This is a genomic window from Streptococcus ovis DSM 16829, from assembly GCF_000380125.1.
Lineage (GTDB): Bacteria > Bacillota > Bacilli > Lactobacillales > Streptococcaceae > Streptococcus > Streptococcus ovis.
The window spans coordinates 35,215-51,285 of sequence record NZ_KB904579.1 but is presented as its reverse complement, the minus strand read 5'-3'; the positions used below and the strand labels follow the sequence as shown (position 1 = coordinate 51,285).

Sequence of the window (16,071 nt, the reverse complement as noted above, 5' to 3'; positions counted from 1 at the left end):
CAAGAATAGTATAATGATAGTCAGGAGGGATATTATGAATTATGGAATTGTTGATATTGGTTCAAATACGATTCGCTTGAATGTCTATCAAATTTGTCAACAGGACTATTCAATATTATTTTCGAAGAAGTATACTGCAGGATTGGCGTCTTATATCAAGGAAGGTGAACTATCTTTAGATGGTATCAATATCTTAAAAACAACGCTTAAAAATATTCTTGAGATTAAGAAGTCTGTTAAAATGGAGAAACTTCTCTTTTTTGCAACAGCATCCTTACGAAATGTTGGGAATAATCAAGAAGTTATTGCTGAAATTAAAGAAAAGCTGCAAGTCACTATCCATCTTCTCTCTTAAAAGGAAGAAGCACGTCTAGGGCATATAGGGATTGAGGAAGTTTATGGTAAAATAGATGGTCTTTCAGTTGATATTGGAGGTGGTTCATCTGAAATTAGCATCTTCAAAGGAGAAGAAAGTGTAGGAGATGTTAGCCTGTCAGTCGGTAGCCCTAGTCTATTTAAGGAATATGTGAAAGAAATCTTACCCACCGATGAAGAATTTGATACCATGAGAAGCTCAGTTGGAGATATGATGAAGAATAATAAAGACCTTGGAAAATATTCTGCTCTTTCTGGTATTGGTGGAACAATTCGAGCTATTGGACGTGTGATTGAGATAATGGAAAAAACAGATAGTGAGACTTATTTTACCACCAAACAACTTAAAAATTTATCTAAGAAAATAATTACTCGTGACCAGAAAGCCATTAAAGCTATTTTTAAAACAGCACCTGAACGTATTCATACCTTTACACCTGGAATGGCTATTTTATTAGAAGTTTCTAGAAAATTTGATGTTGAAGAGATTTTCGTCTCTAATAAAGGGATTCGTGAAGGTTATCTATTAGACTATTTAAAAAAACAATCGTAAAAGAAGGTAGGTATGGAACTAATGTCATTAAGTTAAGGCTTTACTCTATCGAAAACCTTATTCCAAAGCGTTCCTTTTGTGGTGCCGTTTAGAATAGGGTTTTAATTGACAGTATTTAGGCCGCACAAAAGGAAGGTTTTTCCCCATTTTTCATTAATTATGGTACTCTATAAGTGAAACTTACTGGACTTTGGTTTTTTATCTTTTTTATAGCCATTTTTTCTTTTTGAAGTAGTAAATAGCACCGCTAAAGAGGGTGATGGCAACGATGATAATGACCGGATAGGCCCACTTTTGAGAAAGCTCTGGCATATATTTAAAGTTCATACCATACCAACCAACGAGGATATTGAGAGGGAGACAGCAGGTCGTGACAATGGTCAGCATGGACATGAGTTTATTTTGCTTGGCGTCCATCTGCGAACGGTGTAGATCTCGAATTTGCATAACATGGTCATGTAAGACAGAGATAAGTGTTTGCAGCCTACTGATACGAGAAAGTAGTAAGTGAAAATAACGAAGATTTTCCTCAGCAAAAAAGCCATTTTCATTCTCATAGAGTTCCTGTGCGACATCCGTGAGCTGTTCATAGTGTCTATCTAGTACGGTGAAATCACGACGGATAGCGTTGAGCTGGTGGATATGCTTGACATCATGCCCTTCTAGCAGATGGTCTTCTACCTCGTTAAGAGCCATTTGGTAGCCCTCTAACAGACGGGCGTCTTCTTTCATCATGCCTTCGATAAAGTCATAGAGGAAGCGTTCGAGACTAGGATTGCGCCAGCGCTTGACTCTGTAGATATGATCAATTAACTGACCTATAATAGGATGTTCTCCAATGAAAATAATGCCTGCCTCTGTCAATGCGAAAGCAAAGCGAGCTTCAGGTTTACTTGCTGGGTGGTAGCGGTCAGGAATGCTAAAACTTCCCGTAATTGCGTCTGCGTTGACTTCAGCCTTGGTAGAAGAGAAGTGTTTGATGTGAAAATCCAAGTCCAAATGAATCTGAAAGTCTTCTTTTTTACGTTGCCATTCTTCAATTGTTAGGACAATGACATAAGGAAGATTTTCTGCTAAGCATATTTTATGAGTCGAAGGAATCAATGTTTCTGAAATTTGATAATACATACTGTTATTATAATCTTTTTTTACGACTTTTGCTGAAAAAGACTGGGGAAAAGCAGACTTTCTTACTAGCTTGTCTCGAACTTTTTGCTATAATAAAAGAAAAGGAGACAGCTATGGCTACGAAGACAGAGAAAGAAATCGTAAAAAAGACTTCTGGCAAGTTAGGTAAGCTAGTTGGAGCTGCTAACTTGGTACTGGGTGTCATTCCAGATACGGTCGAAATTGTAGGAAAAATCACGGATAAGGCTGCTCCGATTGTGGATAAACATTTGGAGCGCAATCATGAGTATAAGAAAAGTTTGATTGCTGTCCCCAATTTGGTAGATGTTGAGGTAGAGCAAGCGCGAGCTTATCTTGAAAATATTGGGCTGCAAGTGATGACTATCTTAGCTAAACCAAATAAAAAATACGCTAAGGCTGATAGTGGCGAAGTAGTTGCTATGTCTCCTCGTGGTGGTAAGGTACTACCTGCAACCCTCGTTAAACTCTATTACGTAAATGATATTGTCATTGAATTGAGTAAACGAGAGATGGCTTTGCCAGATGTGGTGGGTCTGCCACTTGATGAAGCACATGATTTATTGGAAAAAATGGGTTATCATGTGAGTTGTCTTCCTACGAAACCAAATAAAAAATATGCCGAAACTGCCATCCAACAAGTTCTTTATATGTCACCAAAACCTCAGTTTAACCTAACATCTCCTAAAAAAGGGAGCCTGATTAAGCTCTATTATCTAGATGAGATGGGTCAGCAACATAGTCAGTTACTATTCGAGGAAGAAAAACAGAGAAAAATTGCAGAGAACCAGCGTATCAAGGATACAGTGCGGCAAATCCAAAAGATAGTTCCTATCAAGAAAAATAAATGACTCTGCAAACATTCGAGAATACAATAAAAGGTGTAGAAGGACGTTTTTTAAGAACGTGTTCCTACACCTTTTAAAGTGTTCATTTTTCAAAAGAAGAACAGGGACGGATTAGGATGCTTGCCCAGCTCCGTACCTATTCGAATGCGGCCTTACTCTTTGTATCGGTGTATTCTTCAGCAATTTCTTTGCTGAGAATATCTTGATAAGTCGGAAGAACAATCGTTTCTCCATATTTTTTACGTAGTGCGATAGTCACAAGACGATAAGCGAGATTTGCATTACGAGAGAGAATAGGTCCATGGAAGTAGCTACCGAAGGTATTCTTATAGTGCATACCTTCTCCCCCATCTTCTTTGTTATTCCCATTTCCGTAGAGGACTTTACCGAGTGGCTTTTGGTTGTCAGCTAGGAAAGTACGCCCTTGGTGATTTTCAAAACCATAATAGGTTTCATCGAATTCTTCATTATGAATCTTAATGTCTCCGATATAACGGTTATTGGTCTGATTTAGAGTATAGTGATCTAAGATGCCAAGTCCGTCAATTTTTTGCCCCCCAGCTTCAATATAGTATTGTCCCAATAGTTGGAAACCACCGCAGATAGCGAGGGTCACTCCATCATTTTCGATGAAATCTGCAAGATTTTCTTTTTTTGTTGGCAAATCTTTTGCGAGGATCGATTGTTCAAAATCTTGACCGCCACCAAAGAAGACGATATCGTAGAAATGTTTATCGAATTCGTCTTCAAGAGAGACGATATCTACTTGGACGCGGGCATTGCATTTTTCTGCTACATATTTGAGCATGAGGATATTGCCATTATCACCATAGGTGTTCATTAAATCACCGTATAAGTGAGCGATATGGAGATCGTAAGAATAATCTTTTTCAGGACTTTTTAGGGAAGTGTAGACCATTATTTCATCTCCTTTCCGACAGCGTGGCGCTGAGCCAGTAAATCGCGTAGCTCTAACATGGCTGTGTAGGTCGCTAATATATAGGCGTGTTGACTGTCTTGTTGTTCAATAGCTTCGAGAATGTTTTCAAGACTGTTGATTTGTCCAATCTTTTCTTCGTTGTAGCCTGTAACTCGCAAGCGTCGTGCAATTTCAGAAGCGCGGACACCGCCTGCAAAAATTTGCGGAATGTTCATTTGAAGGATTTGCTCGAAATCAGCATCCCATATCCAGCTGGTGTCAATCCCGTCTGCATAGTTGGCATTGAGGAGGACAGAAAGAGTAAACTCGTGAGGAGCCAACTTCATCATTTCGATGGCCTGTGTCGCTCCGACAGGATTTTTGATGAGGACAAGAGTGCAATCCTTATCTCCTAATTTGAAGGTTTCTTGACGACCAAAGACCGCCTTACTCTTATCAAAACCAGCCTTGATGATTTCTGGTGCAATACCGAAAAATTCTGCAACGCTGACAGCAGCAAGGGCATTGTAGATATTGTAGAGTCCACCGATGTTGATTTTGTATTCTTGTCCGTCAATCACAAAGTTAGAATCTTGATGGGTAATTGAGGTTAATTTCGTCAATTGATAGTCCAATTTTGGACGATGAAATCCGCATTCTAGACAGATATAGCTACCGAGATTAGCATAGGTGTTGAGCTTGTAGCGCAAGATGTGGTGACAATGCGGACAAAGAATCCCCTCGGTATTGTAGTGGGCGAGAGTTGGCTCACCTTCCTCAGTCGCAAAACCATAGTATTGCACAGGATTGACGAGTGTTTTCGAGTTGAAGAGTGGGCTATCACCATTAGCCAAAATTGTTGCATTTGGTGCTTTAGCAGCACCGTCCACAATCATCTGGTAGGTTGTATAGATTTCACCATAACGATCCATTTGGTCACGGAAAATATTCGTAAAGACAATTAGGCTAGGCTTGATAAATTCTGTGACTTTCGCAAGGCTGGCTTCATCAATTTCGAGAACGGCAATTTTTTTTCCGTTTTTGTTTTTCTTTGCGGATAGGAAGGTGGCTGTAATCCCTGTCAACATATTAGCACCGCTGGTGTTAGTTGTTACAGGTCCAAAAGCTTCTTCTAAAATGCCAACTGTGAGCGCTGTGGTGAGGGTTTTTCCGTTTGTACCAGTTACAACAACGATTTCATAATCCTTGGCTAAGCTATCTAAAATATGTTTGTCAAATTGAAGGGCGATTTTTCCAGGCAGAGTAGTCCCGCGTCCTAGTTTAGTAAGGATAAATTGGGCAGATTTTCCTGCTAGAATTCCTAAAGCTGTATTTAATTTCATAAGAGTATTTTAACACAAAGCTGCTGGATTTTCTAGAAAGGAAGTCAGAGGAGTTAGCGAAAGTTCAGACAAATATGCATATTTTATGGTATAATACTAAGGACACTATGTAGAACAGGAACCGTATGAGGATACTATGCTAAATCTTAATCAATTACTTGATCCGCAATATTGGTCCAGTTTGATTGCAAGTCCGTGGACTGCAATTATTCATCTGATTGATATTACGCTTGTCATCTACCTTATTTACCGTTTTAGTAAGTCATTGGCAGGAACCAAGATTATGACTCTGATTCGAGGAGTTTTCCTTTTTTTCCTTGCTCAAATTGTAGCAAGTTTATTAGGATTACAAACAATCTCTTGGTTGATGAATCAGGTCATGACCTACTTTGTCATTGCAGCAGTCATTATTTTTGCTCCTGAATTTCGAGCAGCACTTGAAAAATTGGGGCGCACCACTCAAATTTTTGCTGGGCCAGCCATTAGTTCTGAAGAGGCACTGGTACAGGCAATTTTAAAGTCTGTGAAGTATATGGCTCCTCGAAAAATTGGGGCACTTGTTGCAATCGAAAGAGCCAGAACCTTGCAAGAATATCGCTCAACAGGGATTCCGCTCGATGCGGATGTTTCTGGAGAATTACTGATTAACATCTTCATTCCAAACACTCCTCTGCATGACGGAGCGGTGATTATAAAGGAAGATAAGGTGGCGGCAGCCTGTGCCTATTTTCCATTATCTGAGAGTGCTGGAATTTCCAAGGAATTTGGAACACGGCATAGGGCGGCAATTGGACTGTCTGAAGTATCCGATGCGCTTGTTTTTGTGGTTTCAGAAGAGACAGGCGGGCTTTCCATTGCGATGAATGGACAATTTAGGCATGATTTGAAAATAGAGGATTTTGAAGCGATTTTGCGTTCTGTTTTGATTTCTGAAGATTCGACCCCGCTTACATGGTGGCAACGTCTGGGAGGTCACAAAAAATGAATGATAAATTTAAAATGATGGGACAGTTAGCCATCTCAATCTTAGTTGCACTTATTCTTTTCTTCTATGCCACAACAACCAATTATAAAAATAATCTGTCGGTATCCAATACGGTAAAGAATACAGCAAAAGAAACCTACACCAATACAATTAGTAATGTACCTGTCACCATTGAGTACAATAGTGATAAATATTTCATTTCTGGATTCTTGCCGACAACAAATGTTGAATTGATTGGCTCCAATCGGGTCATTTTACAAAAGGAGACAGATGAGTCTACTCGAACGTTTCAAGTTGTGGCCGATTTGACCGAACTAGGATTGGGAGATCATACGGTTGAATTGCAGATGACAAATTTACCAGCAGGCATTAATGCGACATTAAATCCTAGTTATTTTATTGTTAAAATAGGTAAAAGAGCTAGTAAAACTTTCCCAATTATGGGAAGGATTTCAATGAACCAATTAGCTGAGGGATACATTGTCAGTAAAATTACTGTAGGAACTGAAGAAGTCAAAGTGACAACTGATGAAGAAACATTAAGTAAGATCCACCACATTGAAGCTGTTGTACCAGATGCTAGCAAGCTTGATGCCAACTATTCTGGTTCAGCAACCCTTCAAGCTGTTGACAACGATGGAAACATCTTGCCTGTGGTCTTCTCGCAGGAAATCACGACTCTTCAAGCAATTATTACGAAAAAATAAGGTATAGAAAAGGAAAAAAATCATGGGAAAATATTTTGGTACGGACGGTGTTCGTGGGGAAGCAAACGTTGAATTGACACCTGAATTGGCTTTTAAATTAGGTCGATTTGGAGGATATGTACTCAGTCAACACGAAACAGATACTCCACGTGTATTCGTTGCACGGGACACGAGGATTTCAGGACAACTCCTTGAATCGGCCCTCGTAGCTGGTCTGCTCTCAGTTGGGATCCATGTTTACAAGCTAGGAGTAGTTGCTACTCCTGGTGTTGCACATCTCGTTCGTACAGAAAAAGCGAGTGCCGGCGTGATGATTTCTGCTAGTCATAATCCAGCACAAGACAATGGTATCAAATTCTTTGGTAGCGATGGATTTAAATTGGATGATGACAAAGAATTTGAAATCGAAGCCTTATTGGATGCAGCAGAAGATACTTTGCCACGTCCATCAGCTTTTGGGCTTGGAGATGTAGTGGATTATCCAGAAGGATTGCGCAAATACCAAGAATTTTTAGTATCTACTGGTACGAATTTAGACGGTGTAAAAGTGGCGCTGGATACAGCAAATGGTGCTGCAGCAACATCAGCTCGTCAAGTCTTTGCGGATTTGGGTGCACAATTGACTGTGATGGCTGAAAATCCAGATGGTTTAAATATCAATGCTGGAGTCGGCTCTACTCATCCAGAAACTTTACAAGAATTGGTGAAGGAAACTGGTAGTCAAATCGGTTTGGCCTTTGATGGTGATGCCGACCGTCTCATTGCTGTGGATGAAAATGGAGATTTGGTTGATGGTGACCGAATCATGTACATTATTGGTAAATATTTATCTGACCAAGGCTTACTAGCGCAAAATACTATCGTGACAACGGTCATGTCCAATCTCGGTTTCCATAAGTCGCTTGACCGTGAAAACATTGGCAAGGCTGTTACAGCAGTTGGAGACCGTTATGTCGTAGAAGAAATGCGTAAGTCTGGATTTAATCTTGGGGGAGAACAATCAGGACATGTGATCCTGATGGATTACAATACAACTGGTGATGGTCAACTGACAGCTGTGCAATTAACCAAAGTCATGAAGGAAACAGGTAAAACCCTGTCTGAATTAGCAGCCGAAGTGACGATTTACCCGCAAAAATTGGTCAATATTCGTGTGGAAAACAGCATGAAAGATAGAGCTATGGAAGTACCAGCTATTGCCGCTATCATTGAGAAAATGGAGGCAGAAATGGCAGGTAATGGACGGATTCTCGTACGCCCAAGTGGGACTGAGCCCCTTCTTCGTGTCATGGCAGAAGCACCAACTGATGCAGAAGTTGATTACTATGTAGACACCATTGCAGATGTGGTCCGTACAGAGATTGGATTGGATTAAGAAATAAAATAGAGAGAATGGGGATAGACCCACTCTCTTTCTTTGAGTTAAAAGGGGAAGATAGTGTCAATTTTAGAAGTAAAAAATTTAAGTCACGGCTTTGGTGATCGTGCCATTTTTGAGAATGTCTCTTTTCGCTTGCTGAAAGGGGAGCATATCGGGCTGGTCGGAGCCAACGGTGAGGGGAAATCCACCTTCATGTCTATCGTGACAGGACAACTGCTACCAGACGAAGGAAAAGTAGAATGGTCGCGTTATGTGACAGCAGGCTACCTTGACCAGCATGCCAAGTTAGAAAAGGGGCAATCCGTTCGTGATGTCTTACGGACTGCTTTTGATGAACTTTTCAAGACAGAAGCGCGCATCAATGAAATTTACATGTCCATGGCAGACGAGGGGGCAGATATAGATGCCCTCATGGAAGAAGTGGGTGAGTTGCAAGATCGTTTGGAATCTCGCGATTTCTATACTTTGGATGCCAAGATTGATGAAGTGGCGCGTGCGCTTGGGGTAATGGATTACGGCATGGATACCGATGTAACCGCCCTCTCAGGTGGGCAACGAACCAAAATTCTCCTTGCCAAGTTGCTCTTGGAAAAGCCAGACATCTTGCTTTTGGACGAGCCGACCAACTATTTGGATGCTGAGCATATTGACTGGCTCAAACGTTACTTGCAGAATTATGAAAATGCCTTTGTTCTCATTTCGCATGATATTCCGTTTTTGAATGATGTCATTAACATCGTCTATCATGTGGAAAATCAGCTCCTGACTCGCTATACAGGAAATTATGAACAATTCCAGGAAGTCCATGCCATGAAGCGAGCACAATTAGAAGCAGCTTACGAACGTCAGCAGAAAGAAATCGCTGACTTACAGGACTTTGTCAATCGGAATAAGGCACGCGTTGCAACGCGAAATATGGCCATGTCTCGTCAGAAGAAATTGGACAAGATGGACATTATCGAGTTGCAGGCTGAAAAGCCAAAACCGAGTTTTGATTTTAAAATGGCGCGCACACCAAGTCGTTTTATCTTTCAAGCGAAAGATTTGGAGATTGGCTATGACCGTGTCTTGACACGCCAGCCACTTAATCTGACCTTTGAACGCAATCAAAAGATTGCCATTGTCGGTGCTAATGGTATCGGGAAATCTACTCTCTTAAAGAGCCTCTTGGGGATTATTCCTGCACTTAGCGGCGAAGTAGAACGTGGTGAATATTTGGAGTTAGGCTACTTTGAGCAAGAAGTAGCTGGTGGCAATCGCCAAACACCGCTCGAAGCTGTCTGGGATGCCTTTCCTGCGCTCAACCAAGCAGAAGTTCGCGCAGCTCTTGCTCGCTGTGGCTTGACCTCCAAGCATATCGAAAGCCAAATTCAAGTGCTCTCTGGTGGGGAACAGGCCAAGGTTCGTCTGTGCCTGCTCATGAACCGTGAGAACAATGTCCTTATCCTGGATGAGCCCACCAACCACTTGGATGTGGATGCTAAGGACGAATTAAAACGTGCCCTTCAAGCTTACAAGGGTTCTATCCTCATGGTCTGCCACGAACCTGACTTCTACGAAGGCTGGGTAGACGACATTTGGGATTTTAATGAATTGACCTAGAAGGAATTCAAATGTATAAGAAGGGAGTGTGACAGACTAAGATGATTTGGTAGTAATTATCTAGTCTTAGTCCCCCCTCTTTTTTTGTAAATATTCTAAGTGAGAAACGTTCTCTTTTTTAACAAGGAAAAATATGTTTTTTATTTACAAGCTATAAAAAACATAGTAAAGTAGAAACAGCAATGTTAAAGAAGGAGAAAAGATCGTATAAAATTACGGAAGATGGCCTATGCTTCCTTACTCATTAGTTTATCCTCAGGTTCAATTTTACCGGTAGTCGTAGAAGCAGCAGAGCAATCAACAGCTGTTTCAACTGTTAGCACGACTAGACCAGAAACCACTGTGACAGACATTTCACATCAGACCACGGTAGCCAGCACGACTCAAACAGAATATTCCACAACTTCAAATTCCGAAGGAAATATAGATAATCAGGAAGTCAAGCGCGTGGACGAAAAGGTACAAGCTCCATTAGAGACTGTACTTGAGAATAGCCTTGATGTCGAGAAACAATTTCGTGTTCAAGATACCAGTCAGGAACCTTATCGTTAGGTTGTTCGTATCATTATGTACCGTGGAAATATAACAGCTGTTGGAACTGGGACAATGATTGGACCAGATCTCGACTTGACAGCAGCGCATAATTTGTATAAAAATGGTAGCTGGGTTGATAAAGTGAAAGTGATACCGGCTATCAATGGCCCTGCATCCGATGAGGTGTATCCTTATGGAGCCTATAGTTCTAATCACTTTTATATGTTAAAAGGATATCGTGATTCGACAGGTTCTTACAGTGAGAGAGATGATATGGCTGTTGTTAAATTACCAAGTGCAATAGACGAGAAAGTTGGCTCTCTAAAGGTATCAGAGGGATGTGTCTGACAATCTTGATATTCAAGTGATTGGCTATCCAGGACAAAACATAAGTAAAAGAGGGGATATGTACTACAAGTGGGGAACGATACGTAGTATACAACCTACTACATTTGATTATGCAATATATGGTGAGAAAGGTCAAAGTGGTGGTCCAGTTCTAAATGCAGAAAATAAGGTTGTTGGAGTGCATGTTGCTGGTCGCCCTAACTCATTTGATGGACAAGGGGATACGGTAAATGTTGCACGTCGCATCAATGAGGATACTTTAAAAATGATTGCACTGGCAAAGGAAAATCAGGAGCCTAGCGATGGAATTGTGAGTAATACTGTGCCATCTTCAAAAAAAGTACAACATCCTATTACAGTAAAAGTGCGCCATGTGGTCGTGGATAAAAATGATAGCCGAAAGATTATAAAAGAGTTATCTCAGACGGATTATAAGCTTGAGGCAGGATGGTCAGTGAAACCTAAACTTACCGAAGAATCTGGTTATCGATTTGTAGGTGGGAATAATCGGATTTGGTATGATGACATCAAGGAGAAACCAAATCATGAGGTTATTTTAAAATATCATTCCACAGAGCATGCTCAAACACCTCCTGCTGTCACATCAACTAGTCCAACAACAACTACGAAAGAGGAAGCTAAGACAACAACGACAACGACAACAACTACTACACAGGTTAAGGTGACCACAACGGCGAAAGTGGTGACGACACCAAGTACGAAAGTTACAACAAAATCGACTACGAAGTTAACGATAAAACCTACAACTAAGTCTACGACAAAGGTTATCACTAAACCAAATACGAAGGTTGTGATCAAAACAAGTAAACAGACTACAAATCCGACTACGACCAAGTTGGTAACTAGAACAACAAGTAAACCAACAACGAAGTTAACGACTAAATCAGCAACTAAGTCAACAACCAAATTGACGACAAAGGCGTCACCTCTACCAAGAGTTCAGTTGAAAGAAGTATACCGCTTATATCATGCTGGTTTGAAGGTTCACTTATACACGACGGATTAGAATGAACGTAATGTTCTACGAACACGTGGTTGGAAGTACGAAGGTGTTTCGTGGAAGACTGAAATTGAGAGAGGTGAGCCAGTCTATCGTTTGTATCATTCAGGTTTGAAAGTGCACTTCTATACAAGAGATGCTAATGAATATACGGTTCTTAGTAAACGTGGCTGGAGACAAGAAGGTGTAGCCTATTATTCTCATGGGTCCGTACCGATTTATCGCCTTTACCATTCTGGTTTGAAGAAACATTTGTATACACGAGATACCAATGAACGAAATGTACTTTCAAAACGTGGCTGGAAATACGAAGGCGTTGCGTGGTATAGCCAACCGTAAACGCACACTATTTTGAATGATCAATTATTTATCTGTCTGACTGGATAGACAGTAGATGAGAAAGAAGAGCTACAATGTGAGCTTTTCTTTTTTTATTTAATAAAGAAATATACATTATTTTCTGAAAAATGTCATTCTTTATGATACAATAAAGGAAGTTTATACTAGAAACAAAGGAGACGGTTATGACAATTGATTTTAAAGCTGAAGTTGAAAAACGTAAAGACGATTTAATGGCAGATTTGATTTCATTATTGGAAATCAATTCAGAACGTGATGATAGTAAAGTTGACGCTGAGCATCCATTTGGCCCTGGTCCTGTTAAGGCCTTGGAAAAATTCTTGGAAATTGCTGAGCGTGATGGTTACAAGACACGTAACATTGACAACTACGCTGGTGATTTTGAATTTGGGGAGGGCGAAGAAGTTCTCGGTATCTTTGGTCACCTTGACGTAGTGCCAGCAGGTAGTGGTTGGGATACTGACCCTTATAAACCAGTGATCAAAGATGGCAAGCTCTATGCGCGTGGGTCATCTGATGACAAAGGTCCAACTATGGCTTGTTACTACGGTTTGAAAATCATCAAAGAACTTGGTTTGCCAACGTCTAAAAAAGTGCGCTTTGTTGTCGGTACAGATGAGGAATCTGGATGGGGCGACATGGATTACTACTTTGCCCACAATGGTTTGAAAGACCCAGACTTCGGATTTTCGCCAGACGCCGAATTCCCAATCATCAATGGTGAAAAAGGAAATATTACAGAGTATCTTCATTTCACAGGTGCAAATGCTGGTGAGGCTGTGCTTGAAAGCTTTGCAGGTGGCTTGCGTGAAAACATGGTTCCAGAATCAGCCACAGCAGTTGTCTCAGGATTAGCTAAAGATGATGTTGAAACTGCTCTTGCTGCCTACGTTGAAGCAGAAGGTTTACGTGGTGAAGTCATTGAAGCAGATGGTCGATTGTCTGTAACTATTTACGGAAAATCAGCTCATGGGTCAACACCAGAAGCAGGTGTCAATGGTGCAACTCACTTGGCACGTTTCTTGAGTGTGTATGACTTTGAAGGTGGCGCAAAAGCTTATCTTGAAGTAGCTGGAGAAATCCTTCACGAAGACTTTGCTGGGGAAAAACTTGGCGTAGCCCATACAGATGACAAAATGGGTGCCCTTAGCATGAATGCAGGTGTCTTCTCATTTAATAAGTCTAGCGAAGACAATACAATTGCCCTCAACTTCCGTTATCCAAAAGGAACAGATAAAGAAACCATCAAGGCAAAATTGGAAGAAATTGAAGGGGTGGCATCTGTCAGCCTTTCTGAACACGAACACACACCACACTATGTTCCAATGGAAGATGAACTCGTTCAAACCCTCCTTTCTGTTTATGAAAAACAAACAGGCTTAGAAGGTTACGAACAAGTCATCGGTGGCGGGACATTTGGACGTCTCTTGAAACGTGGTGTAGCTTTCGGTGCGGAATTCCCAGGGGACGAAAACACCATGCACCAAGCTAACGAATACATGCCATTGACAAACATTTACCGCTCAGCAGCCATCTATGCCGAAGCGATTTATGAGCTAATTAAGTAGTATTAAAGATAAAAGGTCATCATGGCCTTTTTTCTCTATTAAAGGAGAGAAAAATGAAGACAATAGAATCTATTCGTCAAGCTATCATTACGGATCCTGAAAATCAAGAGTTTACAAAGCGAGGGATTTTCCCTCTTTTTGAAGCTCCTGAAACAGCTCGTATTGTTTTGATTGGGCAGGCTCCGGGGAGCCGTGCAGAGGCGACAGGCTTGTATTTCAAAGATCCATCAGGAGATAATTTGCGTGATTGGCTAGGTGTAGATGAGGAAATGTTTTACGAATCAGGACTCTTTGCGGTCGTTCCAATGGATTTCTATTTTCCTGGTGCTGGTAAGTCGGGCGATTTGCCACCAAGGAAAGATTTTGCTGAGAAATGGCATGCGCAGATTTTTGACCTCATGCCTGATGTCGAACTGGCCATTCTCATTGGCAAATATGCGCAGCAATATTATCTGAACCAACCAAAATCAACCACACTCACCGAGACAGTAAGGAACTTCCAAGATTACCTACCCCGCTATTTTCCCCTCGTACACCCCTCGCCACGCAATAATATCTGGCAAAAGAAAAATCCTTGGTTCAAAGAAAAGGTGTTGCCAGAATTGAAACAAATTGTGGCAGGGATAATAAAAAAATAAAAACGTACAACGAAAAAATTGTACGTTTTTATTTTTAGAGGCTAAGTTGGCTAATCCTCTGAATTGTTTTAGTATCAGAATGGTTTTGTTGCTATTAGTTGTTGCTCCCAGACTGACTAGCTCATTTAGATTTCCAGAAGCTAGGTCCCGGACCACCTCGTTTTTTTATTTTTAGGCAAGTGGCTTTGAGAGTCTATTCCTAGACTGTCAAACTCCCCCAGACCTTTTTACTTCCCTAAACAGAACTGGCTAAAGAGTTGAGTGATGAGTTCGTCAGGGGCTGCATCACCTGTGATTTCGCCAAGGATTTGCCAGCAGCGGGTCATGTCGACTTGAAGAAGGTCAACAGGCATCCCAAATTCTAGTCCTTCATTGACGGCTTGTAGGGATTGTAAGGCCTGTTCAATAAGGGAGATATGACGGGAATTAGAAAGATAGGTAGCATCCTGTTCAATAATGCCTGCATTGTCAAAGAAGAGTTGGTTAATCCGCTCTTCAATCTGGTCAATATTTTGATTTTCAAGAACAGAGATACGGATGACATCACTTGGGAGTTCCTCTCCCTCAATGGCTTCTGGTAAATCTGTTTTATTGAGTAGGACAATGCGATTGGTCATATCTGACAACGCGATAAGGGAGCGGTCTTGCTCTGTCAGTGGCTCTGAGGCATTGAGGACAAGGAGAACTAAATCAGCTTCTGAAAGGGCTTTGCGTGAGCGTTCAACACCAATTTTTTCAACGACATCATCCGTTTCACGAATACCAGCAGTATCAATTAGCTTGAGAGGAACACCCTTGATATTGACATATTCTTCGATAACATCGCGCGTGGTTCCTGCGATATCCGTTACAATGGCTTTTTCCTCGCGGAGGAGATTGTTGAGGAGGCTGGATTTTCCAACATTCGGACGACCAATGATGGCAGTGGAGAGACCTTCGCGTAAGATTTTGCCACGTCGAGCGGTACGGAGCAAGCGTTCCAAGAGTTCTTGAAATTCCTGTGTTTTTTCCCGCATGAGGGCAGTCGTCATTTCTTCTACATCATCGTACTCAGGGTAATCGATATTGACCTCGACTTGTGCCAATGTATTTAAGATTTCCTGACGAGTATTGTCAATCAGGTGCTTGAGAGAACCGTCTAATTGTTTGACAGCGATATTCATGGCCTTATTAGTTTTGGCACGGATGATGTCCATGACGGCTTCAGCCTGGGTTAAATCCACACGACCATTTAAAAAGGCACGCTTGGTAAATTCGCCAGGCTCTGCCATTCGTGCGCCTTGGCGAAGGAGGAGTTGCAGGATTTCATTCGTCACAGCAATACCACCGTGAGTATTAATTTCGATGACATCTTCTCTGGTAAAGGTTTTGGGCGCACGCATAATAGACACCATCACTTCGTCCAAGATTTCGTTTTTGTCTGGATCAATGATATGACCATAGTTGATAGTGTGGCTTGTAGCAGTCGACAAATCCTTACCACGAAAGATTTTTTGAGCAATGGCAATAGCCTCACTACCTGATAGGCGGACAATGCCGATAGCCCCTTCGCCAAGAGGAGTAGCGATGGCTGTAATGGTATCAAATTCTTTAGTAATCATAATGACCTTCTTTATTTAAATTCTTTCATCTTATCCTGTCCATTATACCATGTTTTGGTTGGATAAGCAGAATGGAGGTATCTGATGAAATAAACATGGGAATTCTATGTTTAGTGTCAAATTATGGTATAATAATAAGGAC

General features: G+C 41.2%; 14 protein-coding genes and 2 pseudogenes. 12 read left to right on the top strand and 4 right to left on the bottom strand.

Annotation, left to right across the window (positions count from 1 at the left end):
- Positions 1–13 precede the first annotated feature (13 nt).
- Positions 14–928, top strand: a pseudogene (locus tag A3I9_RS12555) (Ppx/GppA phosphatase family protein).
- A 207-nt stretch (positions 929–1,135) separates the two neighbouring features.
- On the opposite strand, the gene A3I9_RS0106670 reads toward A3I9_RS12555, so the two are convergent.
- The gene (locus tag A3I9_RS0106670; protein ID WP_018378257.1) at positions 1,136–2,056 is read right to left on the bottom strand and encodes a magnesium transporter CorA family protein; all 921 of its coding nucleotides are present in this window, start codon (positions 2,054–2,056) and stop codon (positions 1,136–1,138) included.
- Positions 2,057–2,169: 113 nt separating this feature from the next.
- Between A3I9_RS0106670 and A3I9_RS12550 the strand changes: the two genes are divergently transcribed.
- Positions 2,170–2,925: a PASTA domain-containing protein gene (locus A3I9_RS12550; RefSeq protein WP_042361636.1), complete on the top strand. Its 756-nt coding sequence runs from the start codon at positions 2,170–2,172 to the stop codon at positions 2,923–2,925.
- Between the two features lie 133 nt (positions 2,926–3,058).
- Here A3I9_RS12550 and gatD read toward each other — a convergent pair whose 3' ends face one another.
- Together gatD and murT are read right to left on the bottom strand one after the other, a co-directional pair.
- Complete coding sequence (gatD, locus tag A3I9_RS0106660; RefSeq protein WP_018378255.1) at positions 3,059–3,841, bottom strand: lipid II isoglutaminyl synthase subunit GatD; 783 nt, start codon at positions 3,839–3,841, stop codon at positions 3,059–3,061.
- Positions 3,841–5,184 carry a lipid II isoglutaminyl synthase subunit MurT gene (gene murT, locus A3I9_RS0106655; protein ID WP_018378254.1) on the bottom strand — a complete coding sequence of 448 codons (1,344 nt, stop codon included), beginning with the start codon at positions 5,182–5,184 and terminating at the stop codon, positions 3,841–3,843. The genes gatD and murT overlap by 1 nt, the downstream gene beginning before the upstream one ends.
- 136 nt (positions 5,185–5,320) lie before the next feature.
- On the opposite strand from murT, the gene cdaA reads away from it, so the two are divergent.
- The 10 genes and pseudogenes from cdaA (at position 5,321) to A3I9_RS0106610 (ending at position 14,328) form a co-directional block, all read left to right on the top strand.
- Complete coding sequence (gene cdaA / locus A3I9_RS0106650) at positions 5,321–6,169, top strand: diadenylate cyclase CdaA (RefSeq protein ID WP_018378253.1); 849 nt, start codon at positions 5,321–5,323, stop codon at positions 6,167–6,169.
- On the top strand, positions 6,166–6,876 hold the full coding sequence (locus A3I9_RS0106645; RefSeq protein WP_018378252.1) for a CdaR family protein: 711 nt from the start codon (positions 6,166–6,168) through the stop codon (positions 6,874–6,876). The genes cdaA and A3I9_RS0106645 overlap by 4 nt, the downstream gene beginning before the upstream one ends.
- Positions 6,877–6,898: 22 nt before the next feature.
- A complete protein-coding gene (gene glmM / locus A3I9_RS0106640; RefSeq protein WP_018378251.1) occupies positions 6,899–8,251 on the top strand; it encodes a phosphoglucosamine mutase in 1,353 nt (450 codons plus the stop codon).
- A gap of 63 nt (positions 8,252–8,314) precedes the next feature.
- Positions 8,315–9,859, top strand: a complete 1,545-nt coding sequence (locus A3I9_RS0106635) for an ABC-F family ATP-binding cassette domain-containing protein (RefSeq protein WP_018378250.1) — start codon at positions 8,315–8,317, stop codon at positions 9,857–9,859.
- Between the two features lie 222 nt (positions 9,860–10,081).
- Positions 10,082–10,411, top strand: coding sequence for a hypothetical protein (locus A3I9_RS0106630; protein WP_018378249.1), 330 nt, complete (start codon positions 10,082–10,084; stop codon positions 10,409–10,411).
- A 15-nt stretch (positions 10,412–10,426) separates the two neighbouring features.
- On the top strand, positions 10,427–10,741 hold the full coding sequence (locus tag A3I9_RS0106625; RefSeq protein WP_018378248.1) for a trypsin-like serine peptidase: 315 nt from the start codon (positions 10,427–10,429) through the stop codon (positions 10,739–10,741).
- A gap of 58 nt (positions 10,742–10,799) precedes the next feature.
- Positions 10,800–11,768: a hypothetical protein gene (locus A3I9_RS0106620; RefSeq protein WP_018378247.1), complete on the top strand. Its 969-nt coding sequence runs from the start codon at positions 10,800–10,802 to the stop codon at positions 11,766–11,768.
- Positions 11,769–11,780: 12 nt separating this feature from the next.
- A pseudogene (locus A3I9_RS13405) lies at positions 11,781–12,101 on the top strand (hypothetical protein); the annotation flags it as partial.
- A gap of 185 nt (positions 12,102–12,286) precedes the next feature.
- Positions 12,287–13,690, top strand: coding sequence for a dipeptidase PepV (pepV, locus tag A3I9_RS0106615; RefSeq protein WP_018378246.1), 1,404 nt, complete (start codon positions 12,287–12,289; stop codon positions 13,688–13,690).
- A 53-nt stretch (positions 13,691–13,743) separates the two neighbouring features.
- On the top strand, positions 13,744–14,328 hold the full coding sequence (locus tag A3I9_RS0106610; RefSeq protein WP_018378245.1) for a uracil-DNA glycosylase family protein: 585 nt from the start codon (positions 13,744–13,746) through the stop codon (positions 14,326–14,328).
- A gap of 227 nt (positions 14,329–14,555) precedes the next feature.
- Here the strand turns inward: A3I9_RS0106610 and mnmE are convergent, their stop codons facing one another.
- Entirely contained in the window at positions 14,556–15,929 is a 1,374-nt protein-coding gene (mnmE, locus tag A3I9_RS0106605; RefSeq protein WP_018378244.1) for a tRNA uridine-5-carboxymethylaminomethyl(34) synthesis GTPase MnmE, read from the bottom strand.
- Positions 15,930–16,071 lie beyond the last annotated feature (142 nt).

What these genes read in the sequence shown, in the direction of transcription:
- A3I9_RS0106670 (WP_018378257.1), bottom strand. Translation starts at nt 2,056, where the DNA reads ATGTATTATCAAATTTCAGAAACATTGATTCCTTCGACTCATAAAATA.
- A3I9_RS12550 (WP_042361636.1), top strand. Translation starts at nt 2,170, where the DNA reads ATGGCTACGAAGACAGAGAAAGAAATCGTAAAAAAGACTTCTGGCAAG.
- gatD (WP_018378255.1), bottom strand. Translation starts at nt 3,841, where the DNA reads ATGGTCTACACTTCCCTAAAAAGTCCTGAAAAAGATTATTCTTACGAT.
- murT (WP_018378254.1), bottom strand. Translation starts at nt 5,184, where the DNA reads ATGAAATTAAATACAGCTTTAGGAATTCTAGCAGGAAAATCTGCCCAA.
- cdaA (WP_018378253.1), top strand. Translation starts at nt 5,321, where the DNA reads ATGCTAAATCTTAATCAATTACTTGATCCGCAATATTGGTCCAGTTTG.
- A3I9_RS0106645 (WP_018378252.1), top strand. Translation starts at nt 6,166, where the DNA reads ATGAATGATAAATTTAAAATGATGGGACAGTTAGCCATCTCAATCTTA.
- glmM (WP_018378251.1), top strand. Translation starts at nt 6,899, where the DNA reads ATGGGAAAATATTTTGGTACGGACGGTGTTCGTGGGGAAGCAAACGTT.
- A3I9_RS0106630 (WP_018378249.1), top strand. Translation starts at nt 10,082, where the DNA reads ATGGCCTATGCTTCCTTACTCATTAGTTTATCCTCAGGTTCAATTTTA.
- A3I9_RS0106625 (WP_018378248.1), top strand. Translation starts at nt 10,427, where the DNA reads ATGTACCGTGGAAATATAACAGCTGTTGGAACTGGGACAATGATTGGA.
- A3I9_RS0106620 (WP_018378247.1), top strand. Translation starts at nt 10,800, where the DNA reads ATGTACTACAAGTGGGGAACGATACGTAGTATACAACCTACTACATTT.
- pepV (WP_018378246.1), top strand. Translation starts at nt 12,287, where the DNA reads ATGACAATTGATTTTAAAGCTGAAGTTGAAAAACGTAAAGACGATTTA.
- A3I9_RS0106610 (WP_018378245.1), top strand. Translation starts at nt 13,744, where the DNA reads ATGAAGACAATAGAATCTATTCGTCAAGCTATCATTACGGATCCTGAA.
- mnmE (WP_018378244.1), bottom strand. Translation starts at nt 15,929, where the DNA reads ATGATTACTAAAGAATTTGATACCATTACAGCCATCGCTACTCCTCTT.